The sequence below is a fragment of the Nonomuraea sp. MG754425 genome, from assembly GCF_021699195.1.
Taxonomy (GTDB): Bacteria; Actinomycetota; Actinomycetes; order Streptosporangiales; family Streptosporangiaceae; genus Nonomuraea.
The window spans coordinates 13,797-34,852 of the sequence record NZ_SSXE01000129.1 but is presented as its reverse complement, the minus strand read 5'-3'; the positions used below and the strand labels follow the sequence as shown (position 1 = coordinate 34,852).

12 protein-coding genes are annotated in these 21,056 nt (G+C 68.4%); 4 read left to right on the top strand and 8 right to left on the bottom strand.

The window, feature by feature from the left end; genetic code table 11:
• The first annotated feature begins 132 nt into the window (after positions 1-132).
• The 4 genes from FAF44_RS35500 (at position 133) to FAF44_RS35485 (ending at position 5,973) form a co-directional block, all read left to right on the top strand.
• Entirely contained in the window at positions 133-1,134 is a 1,002-nt protein-coding gene (locus FAF44_RS35500) for an AraC family transcriptional regulator (protein ID WP_272895446.1), read from the top strand.
• A 409-nt stretch (positions 1,135-1,543) separates the two neighbouring features.
• Complete coding sequence (locus FAF44_RS35495) at positions 1,544-1,828, top strand: CATRA system-associated protein (RefSeq protein WP_237107724.1); 285 nt, start codon at positions 1,544-1,546, stop codon at positions 1,826-1,828.
• Positions 1,821-3,197: a CATRA conflict system CASPASE/TPR repeat-associated protein gene (locus FAF44_RS35490; RefSeq protein ID WP_237107723.1), complete on the top strand. Its 1,377-nt coding sequence runs from the start codon at positions 1,821-1,823 to the stop codon at positions 3,195-3,197. The genes FAF44_RS35495 and FAF44_RS35490 overlap by 8 nt, the downstream gene beginning before the upstream one ends.
• On the top strand, positions 3,166-5,973 hold the full coding sequence (locus FAF44_RS35485; RefSeq protein ID WP_237107722.1) for a CHAT domain-containing protein: 2,808 nt from the start codon (positions 3,166-3,168) through the stop codon (positions 5,971-5,973). The genes FAF44_RS35490 and FAF44_RS35485 overlap by 32 nt, the downstream gene beginning before the upstream one ends.
• A 246-nt stretch (positions 5,974-6,219) precedes the next feature.
• On the opposite strand, the gene FAF44_RS35480 is transcribed toward FAF44_RS35485, so the two are convergent.
• The 8 genes from FAF44_RS35480 to FAF44_RS35445 form a co-directional block, all read right to left on the bottom strand.
• Positions 6,220-6,996 carry a nuclease-related domain-containing protein gene (locus tag FAF44_RS35480; protein ID WP_237107721.1) on the bottom strand — a complete coding sequence of 259 codons (777 nt, stop codon included), beginning with the start codon at positions 6,994-6,996 and terminating at the stop codon, positions 6,220-6,222.
• 430 nt (positions 6,997-7,426) lie between these two features.
• Entirely contained in the window at positions 7,427-9,136 is a 1,710-nt protein-coding gene (locus tag FAF44_RS35475) for a GTPase domain-containing protein (protein WP_237107720.1), read from the bottom strand.
• Complete coding sequence (locus FAF44_RS35470) at positions 9,133-12,702, bottom strand: GTPase (RefSeq protein ID WP_237107719.1); 3,570 nt, start codon at positions 12,700-12,702, stop codon at positions 9,133-9,135. The genes FAF44_RS35475 and FAF44_RS35470 overlap by 4 nt, the downstream gene beginning before the upstream one ends.
• Positions 12,703-13,739: 1,037 nt before the next feature.
• Entirely contained in the window at positions 13,740-15,551 is a 1,812-nt protein-coding gene (locus FAF44_RS35465; RefSeq protein ID WP_237107718.1) for an ABC transporter ATP-binding protein, read from the bottom strand.
• A gap of 10 nt (positions 15,552-15,561) precedes the next feature.
• Complete coding sequence (locus FAF44_RS35460; RefSeq protein WP_237107717.1) at positions 15,562-16,773, bottom strand: pitrilysin family protein; 1,212 nt, start codon at positions 16,771-16,773, stop codon at positions 15,562-15,564.
• 10 nt (positions 16,774-16,783) lie between these two features.
• A complete protein-coding gene (locus FAF44_RS35455; protein ID WP_237107716.1) occupies positions 16,784-18,028 on the bottom strand; it encodes a pitrilysin family protein in 1,245 nt (414 codons plus the stop codon).
• Positions 18,025-20,655 (bottom strand): class III lanthionine synthetase LanKC, encoded by a 2,631-nt coding sequence (gene lanKC, locus FAF44_RS35450; protein ID WP_237107715.1) that lies wholly within the window; start codon positions 20,653-20,655, stop codon positions 18,025-18,027. The genes FAF44_RS35455 and lanKC overlap by 4 nt, the downstream gene beginning before the upstream one ends.
• A gap of 92 nt (positions 20,656-20,747) precedes the next feature.
• Positions 20,748-20,972 (bottom strand): hypothetical protein, encoded by a 225-nt coding sequence (locus FAF44_RS35445; protein WP_237107714.1) that lies wholly within the window; start codon positions 20,970-20,972, stop codon positions 20,748-20,750.
• Positions 20,973-21,056: the final 84 nt, after the last annotated feature.

The following is a 21,056-nucleotide window of genomic DNA, read 5'->3' as shown; positions in this document are numbered from 1 at the left end:
GGTGTGCAGCCGTTGGATGGAAAACCTTATTGCGGAGCTCATAGCCGGATCACCCACGCGGTCTTGAAAACTCGCACCGACATAAGTAGCGTATCGGCGTAATGGAGTGGGGCCTAGGGTCACGGCGGCGACATGAAACCTTCGGTTCTCTCAGCGGTTCCGGAACTTCCGTGGAGATTCAGCACTCGCACTCCTGACGTCGATCAGGCCAGCGAGCAGGGTGCACAGACCTATTACCCGCTGCGCATGACCGTTCTCAGCGGGTCGGAACGATTCCTCATGTCGATCGATGCCATGCAGATAGGGCCGATCCTGATGGGAAACTGCAGGTTCGACGCGGATATCAAGATGGATTTCGCCGAGCTGCACAAGTTCTACCACCTCAACATTCCGCTGTCGGGTTCCCTCAACTCCACGAACCTGCGGAACGAGATAACTGCGACACCGAAACGCGCCGTTCTGTACGGCCCGAGCGGGGATATCCGACTGACCCGGTGGAGCGCCGCCAGCCGCATCCTGTGCATCAAGATCAGGCGCGATGCGCTGGAAGCCGAACTCCGGCGTCTTCTGCAGCGACCGGTCCATTCGCCGATCGACCTCGCCCCCTCTCTGGATCTGACCCATGGTTACGGGCGGATCCTGAGGGATCTGGCGTGCCTACTCGCCGGGCAGATCGGGCAGGCGGAGCCGCTCGCGAGGCAAGAGATCATCGGTGCGCCACTGTGGCACAGCCTGCTCACCCACCTGCTCGCCGCGGCCGATCACCGCCGCCGAGAGGAACTCCTCACCCCGGGCAGGCCTTGCCGACCACCGGTGGTCAACCGTGTCATCGACGCGATGCGCGCCTCACCCGCGACCGTCTTCAGCGCGGCAGACCTCGCTGAGATCGCGGGAGTGAGCATCCGTACGCTCCAGGCGGCGTTTCAAGCGCACGTCGATCTGTCGCCGATGGCCTACCTCCGTGAGCTGCGCCTGGAACGGGCGCATGCGGAACTGTCAGCGGCCGAGCCGAGCCGTACGAGCGTGGCGGAGGTGGCGCATCGGTGGGGGTTTGCACATCTGGGCCGGTTTGCCACCGCATACAGTAGGAAGTACGGCGTGCGTCCTTCTGCCACGCTGCGGGCATCCAGGTGAACCGCCAGCTCGTCAGTCCTGAGAAAGCGGCGGCATCGCGGTCTGCACACCGGAGCAGCCGTTCCGGAAGGACGTTACGCGGCCACCTCGCCAGCCCTCCGAGCAGATGATGATGGGGCTGAGCAGGCAGACCACGATGGTTATCTTGGGTTATCAGGAGAACTAGCAGGTCGGTTGCCTAAATGCCTGTCAGGCACGTTAGACGAGTAGAGGGAAGCGCGGCTGGGACGAGGCACCGCCAGGAGGTCAGCCGGGCCGTGGAGGACCGAATCAGGGCAGCCCGTCGCCGACGATTAGATGTAATCCACCTCCGCCCAACCCGTTCACACAAGGTCTTGCGGCTCATTGCAGACGAGAGTATACGATCACAACATTGGATCTCATTCAGGCTCGCTTGTGGGGTGAGTGGATGAATCAAGACGTCGTGCGCTTACTCGGTTACGTGCGGCAGTGGAAATTGAGCTCGGATCAATGGGCTGAGGTCGAAGTCATCCTCGACGACCTGCAACGCGGACATGACCAGGCCACCCTGCTGGCCAGGCTCAAGCTCCTGTCGCCGGTAAGGGTCCGCCGCAGCGTCGGCGACGTCCCGGAGGTCCCGCCACCGCCGTTGATCACGGAGCGGCTGAACCGGATCATGACCGAGTTCCCCGTGGGGTTTGAGCCGCCCGCGCATGCCGGGGCCGATGGCTGAATACTCGCTGGTCGTCCATCTGTTCGTGCTGGCCCACGCTGAGCAGACAGCAGCGCACCTCCGGGGTCTGTGGGAGCGGTGCTGCTCCGGGCTGGGTATGACCGCCCCGATCGGGAAGATCCCCTTTCATCTGCCCGGCGACCTTGGGCCGGGTACCGCGGAAGGCGTGGTGGCCGCGCGGCGCGACCCCCGCCCGGTGGCGGGTGTCACCGAAGCTGTCCTGCACCGGCATCACGACACCTACCTGTTGTCGGTGGCGCTCGCGCCCGGCGATCAGTTGGAGGCGATGTGGGAGGAGGTCCTCGGCGACGCGCCCTGGGCGATGGGCGAGGCTCGCCTGCACGTGAGGGTGAGGTCGGTGAGGTGGCCGGGCCGCGGCCCGCACACCGTCCTCAAGGAGCGGCCGGTTCCCCCGACCGGCCGGACTCGCACGATTCTCTGCGCTACCACCGCCAACCGGCGTAAGCGGTTGGAGGCATGGGTGTGGAACGAGGGCGGCGTGCCCGCCCCTTTCGCCCTCTACCTGTTACAGGCGGCGAAGGTACGGCACCTGCTGCGGCTCAGGGAGGAGGCCGATCAGGGGATTGTGGGCTTGTTCTCCCGGGCGGAGTCCCTGATCGCGGAACGCACCCGCCACCGAGACGATCATCAGGCGCTGATCGGCATTCGCGCGGGCCTGACGCAACTCCTCACCGGACCCCACCACCTGCTTCAGACGTCGGTACGACTGCGCGAACTGGAACGCTCGGTGGAGATCGCGTCTGACAACCTCAAGCGGCACGGCGGAGCACCCGTCACCGAAGCACTGCTGAAGGCTGACCTTGGCCTGGCCAGCGATCTGCTCACCCGCTTGGCCGACGACTGTCACTTCACCGAGGCGGTCCGCGAGCGCGTCGCCACCAGCCTGGCCGAACTGACCCAGGTCACGCAGGAGAAGGCGCGCGAGCGCGAGGAGCGGCTTACTCTCCTGCAGACGGCCATGACCGGTACGATGCTCATGACGCTGACGGCCGTGCAGGCGTTCGCCTACAAGGTGCCACTCGCCGGTTCGATCCAGCCGCCGGTGATCACCCTGCTCGGCACGCTGGCCCTGCTCTTCGCCACGCTGACGCTCTGGAAGCGGAATGGTAGCCGGGCCGCCGGAGCGGTGATCTCGCTGATCGCCGCCTCGGTGGGCGCGGCGCTCGCGTGGCTGGTCTGCTCCGTCGTCGCGCACCTGACCGGCGTGAGCGCGGCACCAGTGCGGGTGTCGCTTCCCGTTTCAGCCGGCGTGTCCGCCCTCACCCTCGTCATGTCGCTGCTGTACGTGAGCCGTGACAAGAACTCCACGGAGAGCCATGAACCTGGTCGAGCTTGGCGCGCGAATTGAGCAACTGGTCAGAAGCGGTCACCCCGCCGCTCGCGCCGAGGCGATGGAGCTGGCCGGGAGCGTCAGGACATCAGCGGAGAGCCTGCCCCCTGAGCTTCGCACGGCGCTGTGCACGCTGCTGGCGGCGGCGGCCGAAACGGGCGGCCAGGAGGGCGCGGACGATTTGCTCGACGAAGCTGTCGCCCACGGCAAAGCCGCGCTTGAGTCAAGCCGAGGGCAGGGCAAGGTGGCGCCACTGCGTGAGCTCGCTTACGCGCTGACCGTCATGGCGCATGCCCGGCTCAATCACTCCTGGCTGGAGGAGGCCCTTGCTCTCGGCGACACGCTCATCGAACTCCTGCCGCCGCCCGCCCGGATGGCCGCCCACGAAGATCAGGCGAAACGGCTCCTTGCCCTGCACTCCTTCACCGGGGACGAGGAGCCGCTGTCCCAGGCCGACAGGCACGTGGCCGCCTTGCGGCTCGCCGCTCCGCACGACGCCCGGGTGCGGCTGATGGAAGCCGAGCTCCAGATGACGCGTTTCCGGTTTCGCCGTCAGCTCGATGCCTGCGCGGAGGCGATCAGGCTCGCCGACCACGCGCTCCAGGTCGCCGAGGGGATGATCCGTGTCAGGGCGCTGCACCTGCTCGGCGAGCTCCACATGCTCCGCGGCACGGAAGGGCATCATGACGACGCCCTGAGAACCGCCGTCGGTTTTCTCGAAGAGGCGATCGCCTGCGTGCCGGAACACCAGCCGGCCCCTGGCGAACTCCTGCGCGGCTTTTCGGTCGCGCTGCGCGCTCTCGCGCGCGCCGAGCAGGATCCGCAGGTGCTGCGCCGAGCGGTGCAAGCCGCCCAGGACGGTCTCGCGGTCACGGCCGGTGCGCCCTACCTCGGGCCGCGATCCGGCTGCCACGTCGCTCATCTGGAGGCCCTCCTGCAGATGCTGGAGCACACCGAAGACGAAGCGATTCTGGCGGAGGCGACGCACGCCGCGCAGGCCATGCTGCTGGACGCGCCGTCAACCGGCCCCCTCTACGCGGCCGCCCAGCACTACTGCTCACGCGTGTTCTACGGACGCTACGTGGCAGAACGCGACCCCGGCCTCATCGATCAGTGTGTGCAGGCGGCCGGGGAGTCCGTCGCCCACGCGGCTCCCGACCCGTATGAGAAGGGGCAAGCGCTGGCCTGGCTCGCCCACGTGCTGCGCCTGCGCGTCGACACGACGAACCGGGCGGACGTCCTTCGCGAGGTCGTCGACGCGGGACGCAGAGCGTTCGCCCTCGCCCCTGCCGAAGGCACCCTGGCAGCGCGTGAGATTCGCTCCTCGCTGCTGCCCGGGCTGCTGTGCCACGCGCTGACCTCCTACGCCGAGGTGGCCGCATCGGCGGACGAGCGGGCGGCTGCTCGAGCCGAGGCGCTCGAGCTGGCGCGCCAGATGTATGAGGCGCACTCACCGGAGCACCCGGCGTACGCCGATCACGCCCGTATCTTCTCCTATCTCCTGCTGCGCGATGCTCCTCACCAGGAGGTCATGGGCATCCTCGCCTCAGGGGCCGCAGCTTCCGGCTCGCCCCCGGCCGCCCGGCTGGAGTGCCGGCGCCTTCAGGCATACGCCCACTTCAGGAGCGGGGAGCATCAGCTCGCGCTCGACGCGATCAGGGCTGCGGTCGACCTGCTTCCGGCGACCGCACCCCGGACCGCCCCACTCGACGCGCGGGCCCGCCGCTTGGAGAACCACTTCGGGCTGGCCACGGAGGCGGTGCTGCTCGCAACCACCGCCGGACGTGTCGGTGAGGCCGTCGAACTCCTGGAGCAGACCCGCGGCGTGATCCTCGGGGATCTGCTCGGCCTGCGCACCCCGCCGAGGCTCGCCGACGAGTTCGCGCAGGTGCTGGACACGCTGACCGAGCAACTCCCTCAGGGCTCCGATCACGGGACACTGGTGAAGGCGGTGGAGGACCGCAAGGAAGCCGCCACTCGTTTCGAGCAACTGATGGCCCTAGCGAAGGACGACGGCGACGAGGGCAACCCGTTCCGGCACCCCTCCCTTTCTCGGCTCCAGCAGCGCATGGGCGGAACGACGGTCATCGTCTCGTGCGTGGGCGACGACGCTGACGGCTCCAACCATGGCCAGGCCATCCTCCTCGACCGGCTGGTCTCGTCCTACCTGCCTACCTTGCGCTCGCTTGCGTCCGCCCGTTCCAAGCCGGGCACCGCCGAACTGCTCGTGGTGACGCCTCGGGACGCTGACGAGGACGGGTTGCCGGCGATGCGAGACGAGGCCGAGGCGATCATCCAACGCGTCGTCAACGCTCACCGGGCCGTTGCGGAGCGCCCCCTGCACGAGGTGCTACCGCGCTATGGCGCGGTGCACGTTGCTGCCCATGCCACCGCGCACCCTGGCCTGCCCGCGTCGAGCGGCATCAGCCTTGGCGGTAGGCAGACGTTGAGCCTGCGCGATGTCACCCGGCTGCGCGGCATGGAAGCTGCGCGCTTCGCCTACCTGTCGGCCTGCAGTACGGCAAAGGTGCGGACCGGACTCGCCGACGAGGCCATCCATCTGTCCGCCGCCTTTCAGGTGGCGGGTTATGCGCAGGTGGTGGGCACGTTGTGGCCGGTCGCCGACACCATCGCCGCCGAGATCGCCATGGACTTCTACGGTTCTTGCTCCGACGCCCACGGGCTGTGGCCGGACCGGGCCGCCTTCGCTCTCCACGACGCGGTACGGCGGGCCCGGGAACGTTATCGCCAGGCGCCCCGGGCCTGGGCGAGCCACATCCACCTGGGCATCTGAGCCGACCGCCCTCAGCGCAACGGCGCGATCGTGAACCTCCTGGCATCTCAGTGCCTGAGGACTGTCCCTGCTCTGGCCTGCGCTGCGGGTAGCCGTGGAGTGCGGAGCCAAGGACTTCGAGAATTTCCGCGCGTTCATCCTCTCGGTCGCTGAACGAGGTGAAGGCGCGCTGTTCCACGTCACGAGTCGCACATCAGCTCACACTTGATCAATACGGTCGCTGAGAACGAGCCACGCTGTCTCTTTTCATGGCTGTTCGACCGGCACGTACGGCGGAAACAACTGTTCGGCGGCAACGCTGAGGGGAGCAACCTGACCGGGCTCCAAACGCGCGGGATGCCGCCGGATCCACCCGCGCAACCGCCCCGCCCGCAGCAGCGTCACTCCTGTCACCATCAACGCGCCCCACCGCGGCAGTTTCGCCCCGTGGACAGCTACCACCGGCACCACCGTCACCGCCCACCCGGCCGACCGCAGTACCTCACCGACCCGGCGCGCCTCGAACACGGTCGCCTTCACCACCGACTCGGCCGGCCGCCGTCCCACCCACAACCGCCCTTTACCTGTCGAGATCCGCGTGTTGCGATGCCACCTCTTGGAGTCCACCAGCACCACCCCACAGCGCCCGATCACCAGATGATCGAGATTCGCCCGCGACCCCGGCACCACCCGATCATGCAGCACCGTGTACCCAGCCGACTCCAGCGACCGCAGACGCCGAGCGGTCGCGCGTTCCCCGATCGCACCCTTACGCCACGCCGTCGCCGGCGAATGCACCCGCCACCGCTCGATCATGTCGCCCACAGCGACCACCACCGCCGCCAGCACACCGGCTCGCCAGTCCCACGCCCAGGTCACCACCGCGAACACGGCCACCGACAGCACCACCCGTACCAGCAACCGTTGCTTCCGCCCCGCACGCCATCGTCGGCGATATTCAGCTTGTGCCGACGCCCCGGCCCCCGGCCTTCCCCGACGCGACACCACAACCTCCAACGATTCCAGCACCGCCAGCACCTTCACGCTACGCAGCCACCGCAGGCCCGACCCGCCGAACGCCCAGGTAGAACCGATCGCTATAACGGCAATATTCAGACGCACGCGTCCCTGAGCGCGCCTGAGCGGCGTGTTCCCCCTAGCCAGAGAGGCTGTACGGTCGCAGGCACCTACTGCGGACTCGGGTGTGCCTGATCGTGTGTGACTGGGTTGGCCATCACCCGCAATGCGCGCGCGGTGGCCCGCCCACATACCCTTTCGCCTATGCCGGATCCCGTCGGAGCCGGATCAAGCTCATCCCCGCCACCAGCACCGGCCCACCCCAGTTCGCGATCCTCGGCCCCCTCCAACACCGACTTCTCAACCTGCTCAACGTCGATCCCACCCGGCCCCAATGGCTCGCGCTGCGGACCACAAACGAGCCAGCACAGCATCCACCTCCATGCGAAGAACTGTCCTAGCGCAGGAAGTGCTCCAGGTCGGCGATCGCCTGCTTGAGCCCCTCGATCCGCTGCCCGGATCGCCGTACGAGCGGTTCGTGGATCGGATCGGCCTTCAGCCGTTCCTGGATGTCGGCGACGGCGGCGGCCCACCCGTTGCCACCGCCCCGGAGAATCTCCTCCTCCAGGCGCGGCTTCAGCGCGGTGAGCTGCTCGCGCAGCGCCGCCCGCCGCTGCTGCTCCTCGCGTTCTTCGCGCCGCTCGCGGAGGGTGTTCATGACGATCGGGGCGACCGTGGACACGGCCACCGTGACGTGCCTGGCGGTGTTGATCGAGGTGACCCACGTCTGCGCGCTGCCGAGGTCGTCGCCGTAGGTGAATCCCCGACCTGACGAGAAGTACTCGTGGAGAGCCTCCTGGTCATGCTCATACCGCCTGATCCAGTCGAGTTCAACGCCCGCCTGGTTGACCGTCATACCGAACTTGAGCTGGAACAGCTTCTCGGCCGCTTCATCCGCGTCCTTGACGGCGTTGGCCAGTCTCCCGGAGGCGGAGGGGCGCTTGGATCGCGGAGCGGCCAGCTGACTGATCCAGGCGTCGAAGGCTTGGGAGGCGGGACGGGTGTATTCCAGCCGGAACTCCTCGGCTGCGTCCTCGGTGAACTCGCGCAGCCGCTCGGCGGAGGTCCTGAGCCAGGGCTGTAGCCGCCCTTCCAGTCGGGAATGCGCCTGCTCAAGCAGGGCCTCGTCGCTGGCGGCCCGCACGTCGATGAGCCCGCCGAGGACTTCGGCGAGCGCCGCGCGCAGCTCGTTGACCACCGCCTCGTCGATCGTCTTGAGCTTTGCCGCGAGCTGGCGGCGGCGGTGCGCTCGCGAGCGCGCCTCCTCGAGGACCTCGGTGAGGTCGGCGATCTGCTGCCGGCCTGTGTCCATGGCGGCGCCCGCGTGGAAGGACCAGAACCGGATGCCGCTCTCCGTGCGCAGGTCGGCGCGGCGCTCGAGCGCGTGCCGCAGCGAGTCGCGCAGCTCGCTGATCCCGTCCCAGCCCGCACGGTGGTAGTCGTCCAGCACCGGTTCCGGGGCGTTGCCCACGGCGGAGTAGGCGTCGGCGGCTACGAAGTGCACCAGGGGCCGGCTGTCGCCGCTGCCAAGCTGGAGCATCGCGTCGAGTTCGGCGCGCTTGCGCTCGCGGAGGTCGTGGAAGCCGTCGAGGTCGTCGAGGGGATCGGTGCCCGCGAGGTCGGCCCGCGCGATCACGATCAGCAGCGACCCCTGGCCGAACAAGGCGCTCGGCTGCGACGTGTAGCGCGTCCCTGTGGTGAACGACCTGATCCAGGCGGCATCGGCGGCGAGCATTTGCGGCGGGATCACGAGCATGACGACGTCGGTGGCGACGGTGGCATCAGCGGCCAGCGCATCGTGCTTCTCCGTCCCTGCGTGGGTGCCCGGGGTGTCGACGTAGATGATCCCGCGCGACTGGACGCTTCGCACAGATTGTGTCTCCCGCCGGCCGCTGACGATCAGCCACTCGGGCACGCCGGTCTCCTCCTCCACGAGAAGGCGTTTGATGAGCGACGACTTGCCCGCGTCATAGGGGCCGTGCACGGTGACCACGAGCGAGGACTTCCTGGCGTGCGCGGTCCACTCGCGCGTGAGCTCTTCGCGCTGCTCATAGCCGATGATCCGGGCGATGTGCTGCTCGATCTGGGTGATCCACTCGTCGGTCACAAGCTCCTGCTCCTCTGGTTGGCGTCGTCGGCGGCAGCTCGATAAAGCTCGAGTGCCGCGCTGATGGTGGCGATCTCCTGCTCGGCGCCCGCCAGGCCGCGATGGGCGCGATCCGCGGCCGCCTTCTGGGCCTGCTGGTGGGTCAGCAGGCGGGCCAGGTCCGGACTTTCCTCCCATTGCTTGCGCGCGTGCTCTTCCGCGTGGGATGTCAGCGCTGCGATGCTCGTTTTGCGTAACGTGTCGTGGTGCTCCTCGTCCTGGTAGTGACGGTAGATGTCGTGAGCAGCCAAGACGCCCTGAAAGGCGGTGACAGCGGGGGCGGCGACCCTGACCAGATCCGCCAGGTGCTGGGGGAGTGGCGCTGCCTTGAGATTCCCGATGAGCCGGCCGCCGACGTCGAACACCCGCCTGGCCATGCTCTTTCGGGGGCCTCGTAGCCCTTGGGCGTCACGGCGTATGTCGTCCGCGGTGTCCGGATCGGTGCCCGGCAGGTCCTCCCGCGCCCGGTCGTTCTCCTCGGTGAGCCTTTCGACACGGGCACGGGTCTCGTCCCTCCACTGCTCGATCTCGACCTTCAGATCAGCGGCGTCGGGGAATGCCTGTAGGCGCTCGATGATCACCTCACGGGTCAGATCCTGCGCGCCGAGCATCCGATCGACGTGACGCCTGACATAGTCGGCGACGATCCCGGTGATCGTGTCGCGGCGCTCCTGCAGCAGCGCCCCGGCCACGTCTACGGCCGCCCGGTGAGCCCTGAAGGTGGCGTTGAACCATTCCACCCCGGCCTGTGCCTCCTTGATGCGAGCCGCCGCGGCGGCGATCAGCTCTTCGAGCCGCTGGCCTGCCACGCCGAGGATGACCCGCTCGGCGGCGTCGGCGCGGACCTGCGCAGGCTGGGGGTTCAGCCCGGCGACGAGTTCGTGCATGCCGTCCCAGGCCGCCTCGGTTTCCACCCCGTCCGGAGCAGGCGCGACGCAGACCGCCGGCGGCCAGTCCACGTCGGCGTCAACGGTACGGCGAAGCGCCGCATCGAGCTCACCGGTTCGGTCGCAGCACTGCCGCAGGAATCCGTCGAGGTCGTCGTGGGGACTGATGGCCAGCTCGTCCGCCCTGCTGATCACCAGGAGGAGCCGGGCGGCGCGGTGGCGGCCCAGAACAGCCCGAAGGTGGGACAGGTCGCCGCTGACCGCCGACGGGGTGAAGACGTACACGATCACCGCGGCACGCCTGGTCTCCCGTACGGCCAGCGCGTCGTGAGCTGCGACTCCGCTCTGGAAGCCGGGCGTGTCCACCAGTCGGTAGCCGCACCATTCGTGCTCCTGGACCCGGGAGGTGGTTGGCGCGGCGCCTGCGAGCAGGGTGTCGGGCACGGGCTTGCCGCTCTGCCTGAACATGCGGGCGATCAGTGTCGTCTTCCCCGCGCTGTAGTCGCCGCAGAACACCACGGCGGGCAGCTCCTTCCTGCGGAGCCCTTTGAGTTCCCGGACGAGCGCCTCCCCCTCAGGGGTGCGCCTGAGCTGCGGGCCGTACGTCCGCAGCCACTCCCGTCCCTGCCGCGTCCGGCCGCGATCGAGAGCCTGGCGCACCCTGACAGCAACGTCCTCCCGCATGGGGGCGGCGGGCGGGGAGAGCGGGCGGTCAGACTGTTCCGACAGGGGCTGGCCGAGCCACAACTCGTCGCCGGTGTTCACGCCCGCCGTGGACACGCACCGGCGCGCCGCCCGCAGCAGAATCTGCGGCGGGTTGTCCGGCGGCGGGATGGCCTGGACCAGGCGAGCGAGGATCTCGGCCCGCCCGAGGTGGTCGGTGGCGCGCGCACGGATCTCGATCGCGTGGTCGAGCAGGGGAACGACGTTCTCCTTGACGATCGTGTTGAGGGTCCCGGTCGTGAGCTTGATCAGATCCTGGCGGACGTTCTCGAATGCGGTGTCGACCGACTCCAGCATCGCGGCACGGGTGTTTGCCAGGTCGCGATCCCGCGCCCGGGCGCTGAGTGTCCGTAGCCAGCCACCGAGCCAGCCGACCGCGAAGATCGCCGCGCCGATGCCTAGCAGCACCCATCCACCGGGGTTCCACGCGTTGGCTATGCCGGCACCGACCACCACGGACGCTGTTGCGGAGATGGCGGTGGCGGTGTTGCCGGCCCAACGCAGCACCCTGCCTCGGGCTCCCTTGACGACTACCCGCTTGTCCAGCGTTACCCGGACATCCGCAGCGACGTCGGCGGCGAGTTGGTCGAGGTCTGATCGAAGGTGGGCGGAGAAGTTGGCTGCGTACTGCTCCGCCGCCGCTGTGACATCGTCGGGATGCAGGACCTCGGCCTCGAACTGCTCGGCGGAGACCTGCGTCTGACTGGCCCTAGCTGTGTCGATCACCCGATCGGCTCGTTCGACCGCTTCGGCACGCAGCCGCGCGACCATGCTGGTGATCAGATTGTCCCCGTGCCGTAACGCCGACCCGCGCTTGGGGATGTGAATCGGCCTCCCGCCTAACTGCTGAAGCCGCTCGACGCGGTCGGCGACATGGGCCGCGGTGCGCTTGGTGGCGAGCAGGCGCAGGAGCCGGTCGATGCCGGACTCGTTCTCGTTCGCGGCCGCTGCCACGCTGTAGGCCTGGGCCTGGAAGATCGCCAGCGCGGTGGCGGCGGCGGTGGTGACCTGGCCGTGCAGGGCGGACAACCTCAGCTGTACGGCGTCGCCGCGGATCGCCTCGGCGATCAACTCCTCCAGAACCAGCAGGTTGGACCACCGCAGAAGCGTCTCCGCCGACCCCGCCGTCTCCTTGCGGACCTTGAACCCCTTCGGGTCCTTGCCCCGGTATTCATCGGGGACCCGGGCGAAAACCGCGTTCTTGGCACTCACCGCCACGACCGGAGTCCCCTCCAGGCCGATGGCCCTGAACCGCTTGCGGATCTCCCCGACATGCTCTGCCACCTCCGTGGCGGCGTTGCGGCGACCCGCCTCCGTGTGTTCGGGCGCCGGGAAGCGCCAAGCCCGGTTGCGCACGTTGAGCAGGGCGATGACCGGCTTGTCGTACTCGGCGATCCACTGGGCGACCGTGTCGAACTCGGCCTGCCGCTGGTTCTGCGAGTCGAAGCACAGGAGCACCAGATCGCTGGAGCGCAGCGCGGTCAGCGCGGTCGCACGCAGTTCGGCCGCGTCGGTGGAGCGGCCCCATCCCTCGGTGCCGGGCGTGTCGGTCAGCCGCAACGCCCCCGACCGGATGTCCCGGACTTCAGTGGTGTAGTCGCTGCTTCCATCGGAAACGGAGCCACCGTCCCCGTGCGTGAGTGCCTCCATCAGGCTGCTCTTGCCCGCCCCCGTCCGCCCGAAGAGGGTGATGTTGAAGGTCTCGATGTTCGCCAGGCGCTGCGCCACCGCGTCGGTCCAGTCCGCCATCACCCGCTCGGTCGCGGCCCGGTCCTCGTCGTCCTCAGCCGACCCGCGCGATGGGATCTTCTCAAGGTCGTCGATCGCCTCCTGTACGGCGCAAGCCACCCGCTTCGCGGCCTCGCCGGTCTCCTGGACGGCGCGATCACAGGCCGACAGCAGCTCCGCGTCGTTCATCAGTCATTCTCCGGCCTGGTCAGGTGGGTGAGGGTGTCGTCGATGACCACCGTGTCGGTGCGTTCTTCGCCCAGCGCGCGCCGCTGGTCGCCGTGGACCACGCGCAGCCTGGCCAGGCTTCGTCCAGGAGCCCTTGCAGGGCGATGGCGTGGGCGAGATTGTGTCCTGCCGCCAGCGTGCGCGGGCCGTCCTGGCTGAGCTCTTGCTGACGCCGCCCAGGCCGGGATCGCCTGGACCCGGTCGGGCGCCTTGTCCCGTCACCTGAGCACCCCAGCCCTGTCGTCGAAGCCCGTCGAGCTCTACGGCAGCCGCACGATAGCGAGCTTGGGCGCAGAAGGGCGGCCTCGACTGCGGCGGCCTGCTCGTTCAGGTGTATCTCGGAGCGCGCATTGCGGATCTTCATCGCTGCGATTACCCCCGCGACACCACGCTTGGTGCCCGTCGTCATGAGGTGCCACCGGCTGTGCATCCGAGTTCCGTGGATTCGGCGGCCACGAAGACGGCGAAAGGCCATGAAAGGCCCGATCGCCGTCCGGTTGTGAAGGTACAGCGGGCACCACACGACCCACAATCCGCCTTACGCGGTAAATGGCCGGATTACGCAACCTTCAGGGTTTCGGAGGGAGAGGGATTATCAGTTCGGGACGTGCGCCATCCGATGTTCCACGAGAGCATGGTCGGCGTTCTTGTGGGCGCGGTCACGGTGGTGAGTGGCGGGCAGGGAACCGGTTTGAGACCTGGCGTACTCGGCCAGCTCATGCTCAAGGGTGACGCGGTCGGTGTCCGCCCTGGGCGCGAGCCCCGCTGTGAAGTTCTCGCGCTCAGCCACCAGTCGGGCGCTCCGGGACTCTCGCGCTGCCGCCTTTGCGGCGAGCCACTCGTCTTCGGTAACGCGGCACCGAGGCCAACTACACCGCCTTCACCAGCAATCAGCTGCCCGTCTCCAGCTCGGCTTGGGCCGTTGGATGCCTCGGTGCGGGTGGTGGTGCCGAGCGAGTCGAGGAACGCCTCGACGGCTCCGGCGACGGAGGTACGGTTCAGCACGGCAACCTACGCTCGTTTCCTTGTACACCGCATCTCGGACGCGACCCCTGCCCGAGCAGTTTCGCATAGGCACCTTGGCTCCTGGCCAAAATGTCGTGGGTTCCTGTTTCCACCACTCGCCCCTCTTCCATGACCAGAATCAGATCGGCATCACGCACGGTTTCCAGCCGGTGGGCGATGAGTATGCACGTGCGGCCATGCAACACATGCGTGAGTGCGTGGCGCAGCTCGCGTTCGGTTCTCGGGTCGAGGTGAGAGGTGGCCTCGTCCATGACGATCACTCGGGGCTGCTGGAGCAGGAGTCTGGCGATGGACAGGCGCTGGCGTTCTCCGCCCGACAGCCGTGTGCCTCTGCCGCCCACCAGGGTGTCCAGCCCTTCGGGAAGCCGGGCGAGCAGGGGCAGGAGCTGCGCCGTACGGCAGGCCGCCAGGAGTTCCCGCTCGCCGGCCCCAGGATCGGCCAGCAGGAGGTTGGCCCTGATCGTGCCCTGGAGCAGGTACGGCTCCTGCGGTACGACCCCGATGACCGAGCGGAGGGCCGACAGCCGAAGGTCGCGCAGATCGACGCCGTCGATGCGGATGGAGCCCGCGCCCGGGTCCCATGTTCTGAGCAGCAGGCGCGACAGAGTTGTCTTGCCCGAGCCTGAAGGGCCGACGATGGCAACGGTCGTCCCGGCAGGGATGTCGATGCTGATGCCCTTCAGCACGGTGCGCGGGCCCTGGTCTTGCTCTGAGGAGTCGGCCAGGGACTCCAGAACCGCAGCCCTTTTGGGCGGGTAGGCGAAACTCAGGCCGGATATCGCCACGTGAGCACCCTGGGCGCGCCGGGCGGGCAGATCCAGTGGGTGCAGCGGGTCGGTCACCAGCGGAAGGAAGTCCAGCACCTCCCACACGCGGGCCATGCTGAGTTGGCCGGCCACGATGTCGGCCTTGAGGCTCGGCAACGAAGCGAGCGGTCCGTACAGGCGCGCCAGCAGTGTCAGCAGCGCGACCATGGTGCCAAGGCTCAGGCTCCCCGTCATCACCCCATTGCCCGCGACGACATAGGCGGCGGCGGTGGTGCCTGTCATCAGGCAGATCATGGAGGCGTGCGCACCGCCCTCCAGCGCGCTGTGCCTGACAGCAAGGTTGCGCGCGCGACCGCTTCGGGCGGCGAACGCGCTGATCTCCCGGCCCGGTTCGGAGAAGAGCTGCACGAGTTCGATCCCGCCTGGCGTGAGCCGCTCTGCGACCAGGGAGTTGAGTTCGGCCTGTGCCTCCATGCGGTGCCTGCCCACCGTCTTGAGCGCCTTCCCGAACCAGGACGCAAGCAGATACATCGCGGGAGCGAGGATCAGGATGGTCAGTGCGAGCCGCCACTCCAGGACGACGGTGGCCGCCAGTGCTGTGGTGAGCGTGACCAGAGCGCCGACCGCAGAAGGGAGCGTGGTGGTGACGACGCGCTCGATCCCGGTCACGTCCCCGTCAAGCCGGGACACGACCGCACCGGTCCTGGCCCAGGTGAAGAACCCCGGCGATTGCCGCAACAAGTGCGCGTACATTTCCGCGCGCAGCGCGCACACCATGTCGGCGCCGAGCGCGGTCGAAAACCGCATCGCGGCCAGTGCCAGCAGTCCCTGGCAGACGCCCGCGGCGACGAGGACGGCGCCCAGCAGCCACACGGTGCGCGCGTCCCCTCGGACCACGCCGTCATCGATGAGCCGCTGACCGGCGATGGCCGGCACCACGGCCAGGGCGGAGTGCAGGACGGTCAGAGCGGTCAGAGCGGCGACCTTGGCGCAGAAGGGCCGCAGGAAAGCGACCATCCGCGCTCGCCTAGACATTCTGCTCCCGGCTCGCGACCACTGTGGTGGCCTGCGCGGGCCGGAGGAACGCCGCAGCGAAGTCTCGGATGTCGTCAGGGGTGACCTTGTCGAGGTGGGCGCAGTGATCCCGCAGCCACTTCGGAGTGAGACCGCTGCGGGCCAGGGCGAATACCAGATCGGTGGCGCCGGACTGGGTAGCCAGCTCGAGCCGGGTCGAGCCGAGCAGGTGCCGCCTGGCGTGATCCACTTCTTCGGCCGGCGGACCTGCGGCGGCCAGGTCGCTGAGGTCGTCTCGGATGACCTGAAGCGCCGACCTCCCGACGTCGTCACGTACGTTCGTGGCGATCGCCAGAGCGGGCCCGCCAGGGTCACAGGTCAGGCTCGATCTCACCCAGTAGGCGTAGCCGCGTTCCTGGCGCAGGCGGCGTGTCAGCCGGGAGGAGAAGTAGCCACCGATGACCAGGTTCGCGATCTCAGCCGCTGGGAAGCGAGGGTCGCGCCGGATCACGGCGGGGAAGCCGATGGTGACAGACGTCTGGGTGGCGCCCGGCACCGCAAGTCTTCTGATGATCCCCTGTTCGGCCGGCTCGGCGGGTGGTGGCGTCCTGCCGTGCGGGTGGCAGGGAAGTTCAGAGAACGCGCCGGCCGCGGCATCGATCATGAGCTCCAGCGGCACACCACCGGAGAGGGTGAGAACGGCTCCGGCCGCCTGCATTCGCTCCTGGCGGAACCGCTCCACATCCTGCAGGGTGACCTTCCGCAGTTCCTCGGCCCCGGGGGAGAGGACGGCGAGCGGGTGATCCCCATACATCGTCGCAAGCAGTTCCCTCCAGGCCAGGAGCGTCGGCGCGGAGCCAGTCGATTCCGCCTGGTGCGCGAGCCGGAAGCGGGCCCGCCGGATCAGGTCGGCGTCGAGGCTGGGGGTGGACAGAGCCTGGGCGATCGCGGTGAGCCCCGGCTCCAAGTCGACGGCGAGTCCTTGCGCTCGCACGGTGAACGCATCGCTCGCGCACTCGGCGGAGGCGTGGAAACCGGACCGTTCGACGTCATCGAACTGGGTGGCCGCCACCAAGGTGCCGGCCGCCAGGTCGGCGTACCAGGCGGGCAGAGCCATACGGAGCTCGATGAGGGGGAAGTGCCGGCGCTGAACAGCCCTCACCACCATGCCGTTCGCCAGGGTGACCGTCGCCAGGCCGGGTAGCTGGATCGGGAGATCGGACAACGCTGAATCCTCATTCCCGCACGAGTTCGAGTGAGACAGGCCGATCCGCGAGTAGGACGCCGGCTGTCGCGGCGAGGTCCTCGCGGGTCACCGCGAGCAGTTCGTCGGCCCAGGACGCTCTGCCAGCGGCGCCTCTGAGATACTCACCACTGGCCAGCCAGCGGGCGCGGCCCAGATAGGAATCCAGCCCCTGGTGGAACATGATCAGCTCGTGTCTGCGGGCCCGCTCCACGGATTCGGGCTCGACCCTGCCGCGTGCCATCTCTGCGAGCGCGTCTTCCGCCAGTTCCAAGACCGTGGGGATGACGGCGCGGTCGCCGACGTGGAACGCGGCGGTGATCGCGGACGGAGGGCGGCAGTTCTGGCCCAAGCCGTGAACCCCCAGGCTCACCTGGGAGCGCACGTCGTACATCTCGGCCGCGGTGAGCCGTTGGGGTATCAGCAGCCCCAGCAGCCGGGACGCGATCGCCAGTGCCGTCGGCATCCGGCCGCCCAACTCGGGTGGGGTCGGCCACGCGACCGCGCACGCGGACGTCACCGAACTGAACTCGGCGAAGGTGTGATGTCGCCGGCTCAGCGGGTCGAGCACCAGCGGGACGCGCTCGGGCAGCGGGCCTGCGGGGATCACGCCGAACAGGCCGGCTATCAGGTCCGCTGTCCTGGACGGGTCGAAGTCGCCGGTTACGGCCAGGACCGCGGCGCCAGGTACGTAATGCTTCGTGAAGAAGGCCCGCGCCTGGGCCAGCGTCAAGGTGTCCAAGTCCTCCAGGAGCCCTGCCGGTTCGGATCGCCCGTCGAGCGCGGGGAACATGACGGGGGCCAGCCACCGCCAGGGGAAGCGGGCCATGGAGTCGGCGAGTCCAGCGCTGACCTCCTGCTTGATGACCTCGATCTCGCGGCCGAACGCGGGCTCGGTCACGGCGAGGCCCGCCATTCTGTCGGCCTCCATGGTGAGCAACTCGTCCAGGCAATCGGCGGGAACCTGCTGGTAATACTCGGTGTAGTCCGGCAGGGTCTGGGCGTTGACCGCGCCGCCCACACCCTGGACGAAATGGAAGTGCGCCAACGCGCCGTACCTGGCCGAGCCCTGAAACATCAGGTGCTCCACCAGATGCGCCAGGCCCCGCGAGCCCGGCCGATCGTCGTGACCGCCCGTGCCGTAGAGGACGGTCACTCCGGCCGCACCGACATCACCGTGCGGGTCGAGGACCACGCGTAGGCCGTTGTCCAGCCGTATGACCTCCGGCACCGTCATGACGCGTCCGGAATGAGGTGGTCGAGAAGGAAATTCCGATTTTCGGACCCTTCGAGCAGGTCCGTGGTGAACATCAGCGCCCCCGAGGCTCCCGTCAGAAGATCGGCGCTGACGGTACGCATGGTTTCGCCGGGCATGTAGAGGTGACCGCCGTGATCGATGCGGTACAGGGTCAACCGGCCCGCCACCTCCTCGGCTGCTCCTCGCCACCGCTCGGTCTCGGCGGGAATGAACCGGGCACAATCCATCAGGTACATTCCGAGGCCGGTCAGGCCCGTCGCAAGCGTGGACCAGGAGACCCAGCGATCCTCGCAGCCGTGTGCCAGCTCTCTGGCATGCGCCAGCATCTCCGCATCCCCGAGCGCGGCGCCGTAGCGCAGGCAGGCGGTGCCCACGCCGGCGGACCCCGAGTCCCAATGTGGGCCGATCCTGGTGAAGGGATCGTCGGCCGGGTCGAGCCGCATCTGCAGTCCGTCGCCGGCACGGAGCGGTCGCGCATGGCGGAGGGCCTTCAGCAGCCCTTCCCGTCCCGCCTTCGCGTAGCCGGGCTCGCCTGTGGCCAGGCTCAGGTACAGCAGGAACAGCGCAAGCCCGGCGACGCCGCCGGCCAAGCCCGGGTTCACGTTGTCGACAGTCTGCGCCCTCACTCCCCGAAGCACCTCGTCACCGAATACGTGGGCCTGCCGGAGATACCGCTCGTCCCCGCTTGCTCCGAAGAAGTGCAAGCAGGCCAGGCCGAGACCGGCCGAGCCGGCGAACAGGCTCACGTCACCCGCCGTGTCTTCCGCTCGGGCGAGCGCCGCGTCCATCACCTCCGCGGCCCTTTCAGGCAGGCCCTCGTCGCGGAGGGTCCATGCGATTCCGGCCAGCCCGGTGTAGAGGCCGGGGGAGGAGACCTGCTCCTCCACGCGCTGCCCGCCCAGCCATTGGGTGAGCTCGCCGTCCGGGCCTTGACGTAAGGCTCGGGCGATGCCCGCCGCCCCGTAGCCGGCGCAGTAGCGGTTCATGCTGAACACTTGGCGTCCGGAGGGGGCGACCGGGATCTTGCCGCGCTGCGGATAGCGCAGCGATGCGACGACGCCCTGCTCCAGCCTCTGCCGGAACTCGCGCAGGTCCAACTGCTGATCCAGAGCGAACCGCGCAGGCTCGCCGGCGTCCGGGCGCAGACCCCGGATGCCGGCCTTCATCCGCTCAACCTGGCCCGTGCTCGGGCGGGACCGTCCGGTGACGATCGAGATCAACTCTTCCGTCGAGGACCGCACCCCCGCTTGACCGGCCGCGCAGGAGACCAATCGCCTGTACGTCTCGGGAGCCCAGTTGACGAGCTGGGCGGTCGGCATCAGGCGGCTGAGCAACGTCGCCGCCAGGCCGTAGTAGTCGTCGGCGACGTCGGCGGGGCCGCTCCCTCTGCCGTCCTCGACCGCGAACCCGGGGGTCGTGAGCGGGGAGGACCGCGCACCGATCGGCACCGCACCTTCCAGATCGATGAAGTGGACCACGTCGAGGTCCTCACTGGCGATGATGTTGAATGGCGACACGTCGCCGACGACGTAGCCGAGGTCATGGATGCGTTCCATGGCGTCGAGCGTGGCCTGCCACAGCCGCGCGGTTTGCTGCGCGTACGCCTGCCGGTCCGCCTGGCCGGGCCGGCGAAGGAGGTAGGGCGCCAGGTGCCAGGCGCCGAGCGAAGCCAGCGGGCGGCCCTCGGCGAAGGTCTCGGCCAGGTAGTAGTTCTCCCATTCGGAGAACTCAGCAAGATACCGTGGAGTCCTCCCGCTGGCGCTGATCGCGCGCAACGCTCGAGCCTCGGCCTTGAGCTGGGCGACCGCGTCACCCACCCCGTCGATCCACTCGGTGTCGGGACGCGCCTCCTTCACCACGACAAGCTCGCCGGTGCCCGAGTCGCGCGCCAGGTACGTGCCACCGCGCGCGGAATGCGACAGTGCATGGGTGACCACGTACCGGCCGCCATGGAGAGCGATCTCGCCGGGAGTGCTGGTCTCTCCGGCCTCGGCACCGAACGGGTCGCTCACCCAGGGCGGCGCGGCGTAGTACGGATTGCGCTCGTCGACGTAGTCGCCGCCGTCCGGCGCGCGCAGGACGTGGGTCACCGTTCCCCCACGACCGGCCTTCTTGTTGGGGCTGATTCCGCCGTAGCGGTAATAGAGGCAGCGGCTGTCGCGATAGCGCCGGTCGGAGAGGATGTATGGGCCGCGAACCCCCGAGGTGCGGGAGTAGAGGTCGGCGAGGATCTGCTTGAACTGGTCGGTGCCCGCAGGATAGATCGTGACGAACTTGCCCGCGCCGCCGCGCGGCCAATGCTTCCCGTTCATGAGCGTGAGGATCATCGGGTCCAGGGCGAACTTGAACGCGATGCCGTGCTCGGCGCAGTGTCGGGCGACGACGTCCAGGACCTGTGTGGCGTGCTGCGGGATGCTGGAGACGTGGATCTTCCAGCCCTGTTCGATGATCGGAGCCGCGGGCTCCTGACACATGTACCAGGGCCCCTCAGGGCTTATCCGCCAGCCTGTTCCCACGATGCCGGCCACGAGGTCGCGGTATTCGCCGGTCGTGGGGAACATGTCCGGTGCCGAGAACTCGGGCGGAGGCTCAATCTGCGTGGTCATTCCCTGCTCTGTTCCTACCGGGTGTACGGGGGAGTGGCGGATACCGACCGGGCGGCGCCGGAGCGAGCAGCCGCCCGGTTCGTCTTCTGTGGTCAGACCGTCAGCGTGGTGATCCGGGCGCCGTAACGCTGCTCGTGGTGCTCACCCTCGTACACGAAGTTCGAGACCGAGACGTTGCAGCACGCTGCGGAGCTGGACATGCAGTTACCTCTCGTCTCCCAGCCGCTGAGGTAGGTGATGTCCTTGTTGCCGTCGGCGTCGTGAAGCGCCGCCCGGCTCGCGCCCAGCCGCTGCAGTGCGAGTACATCTGCGCTCATGGAAATGCCCTTTCGTGTTGGCTGGACGTCACGGTAGGGCTGGGCGCTACGACTTCCCTATGACTTCGATATGGGCTCCTGCCG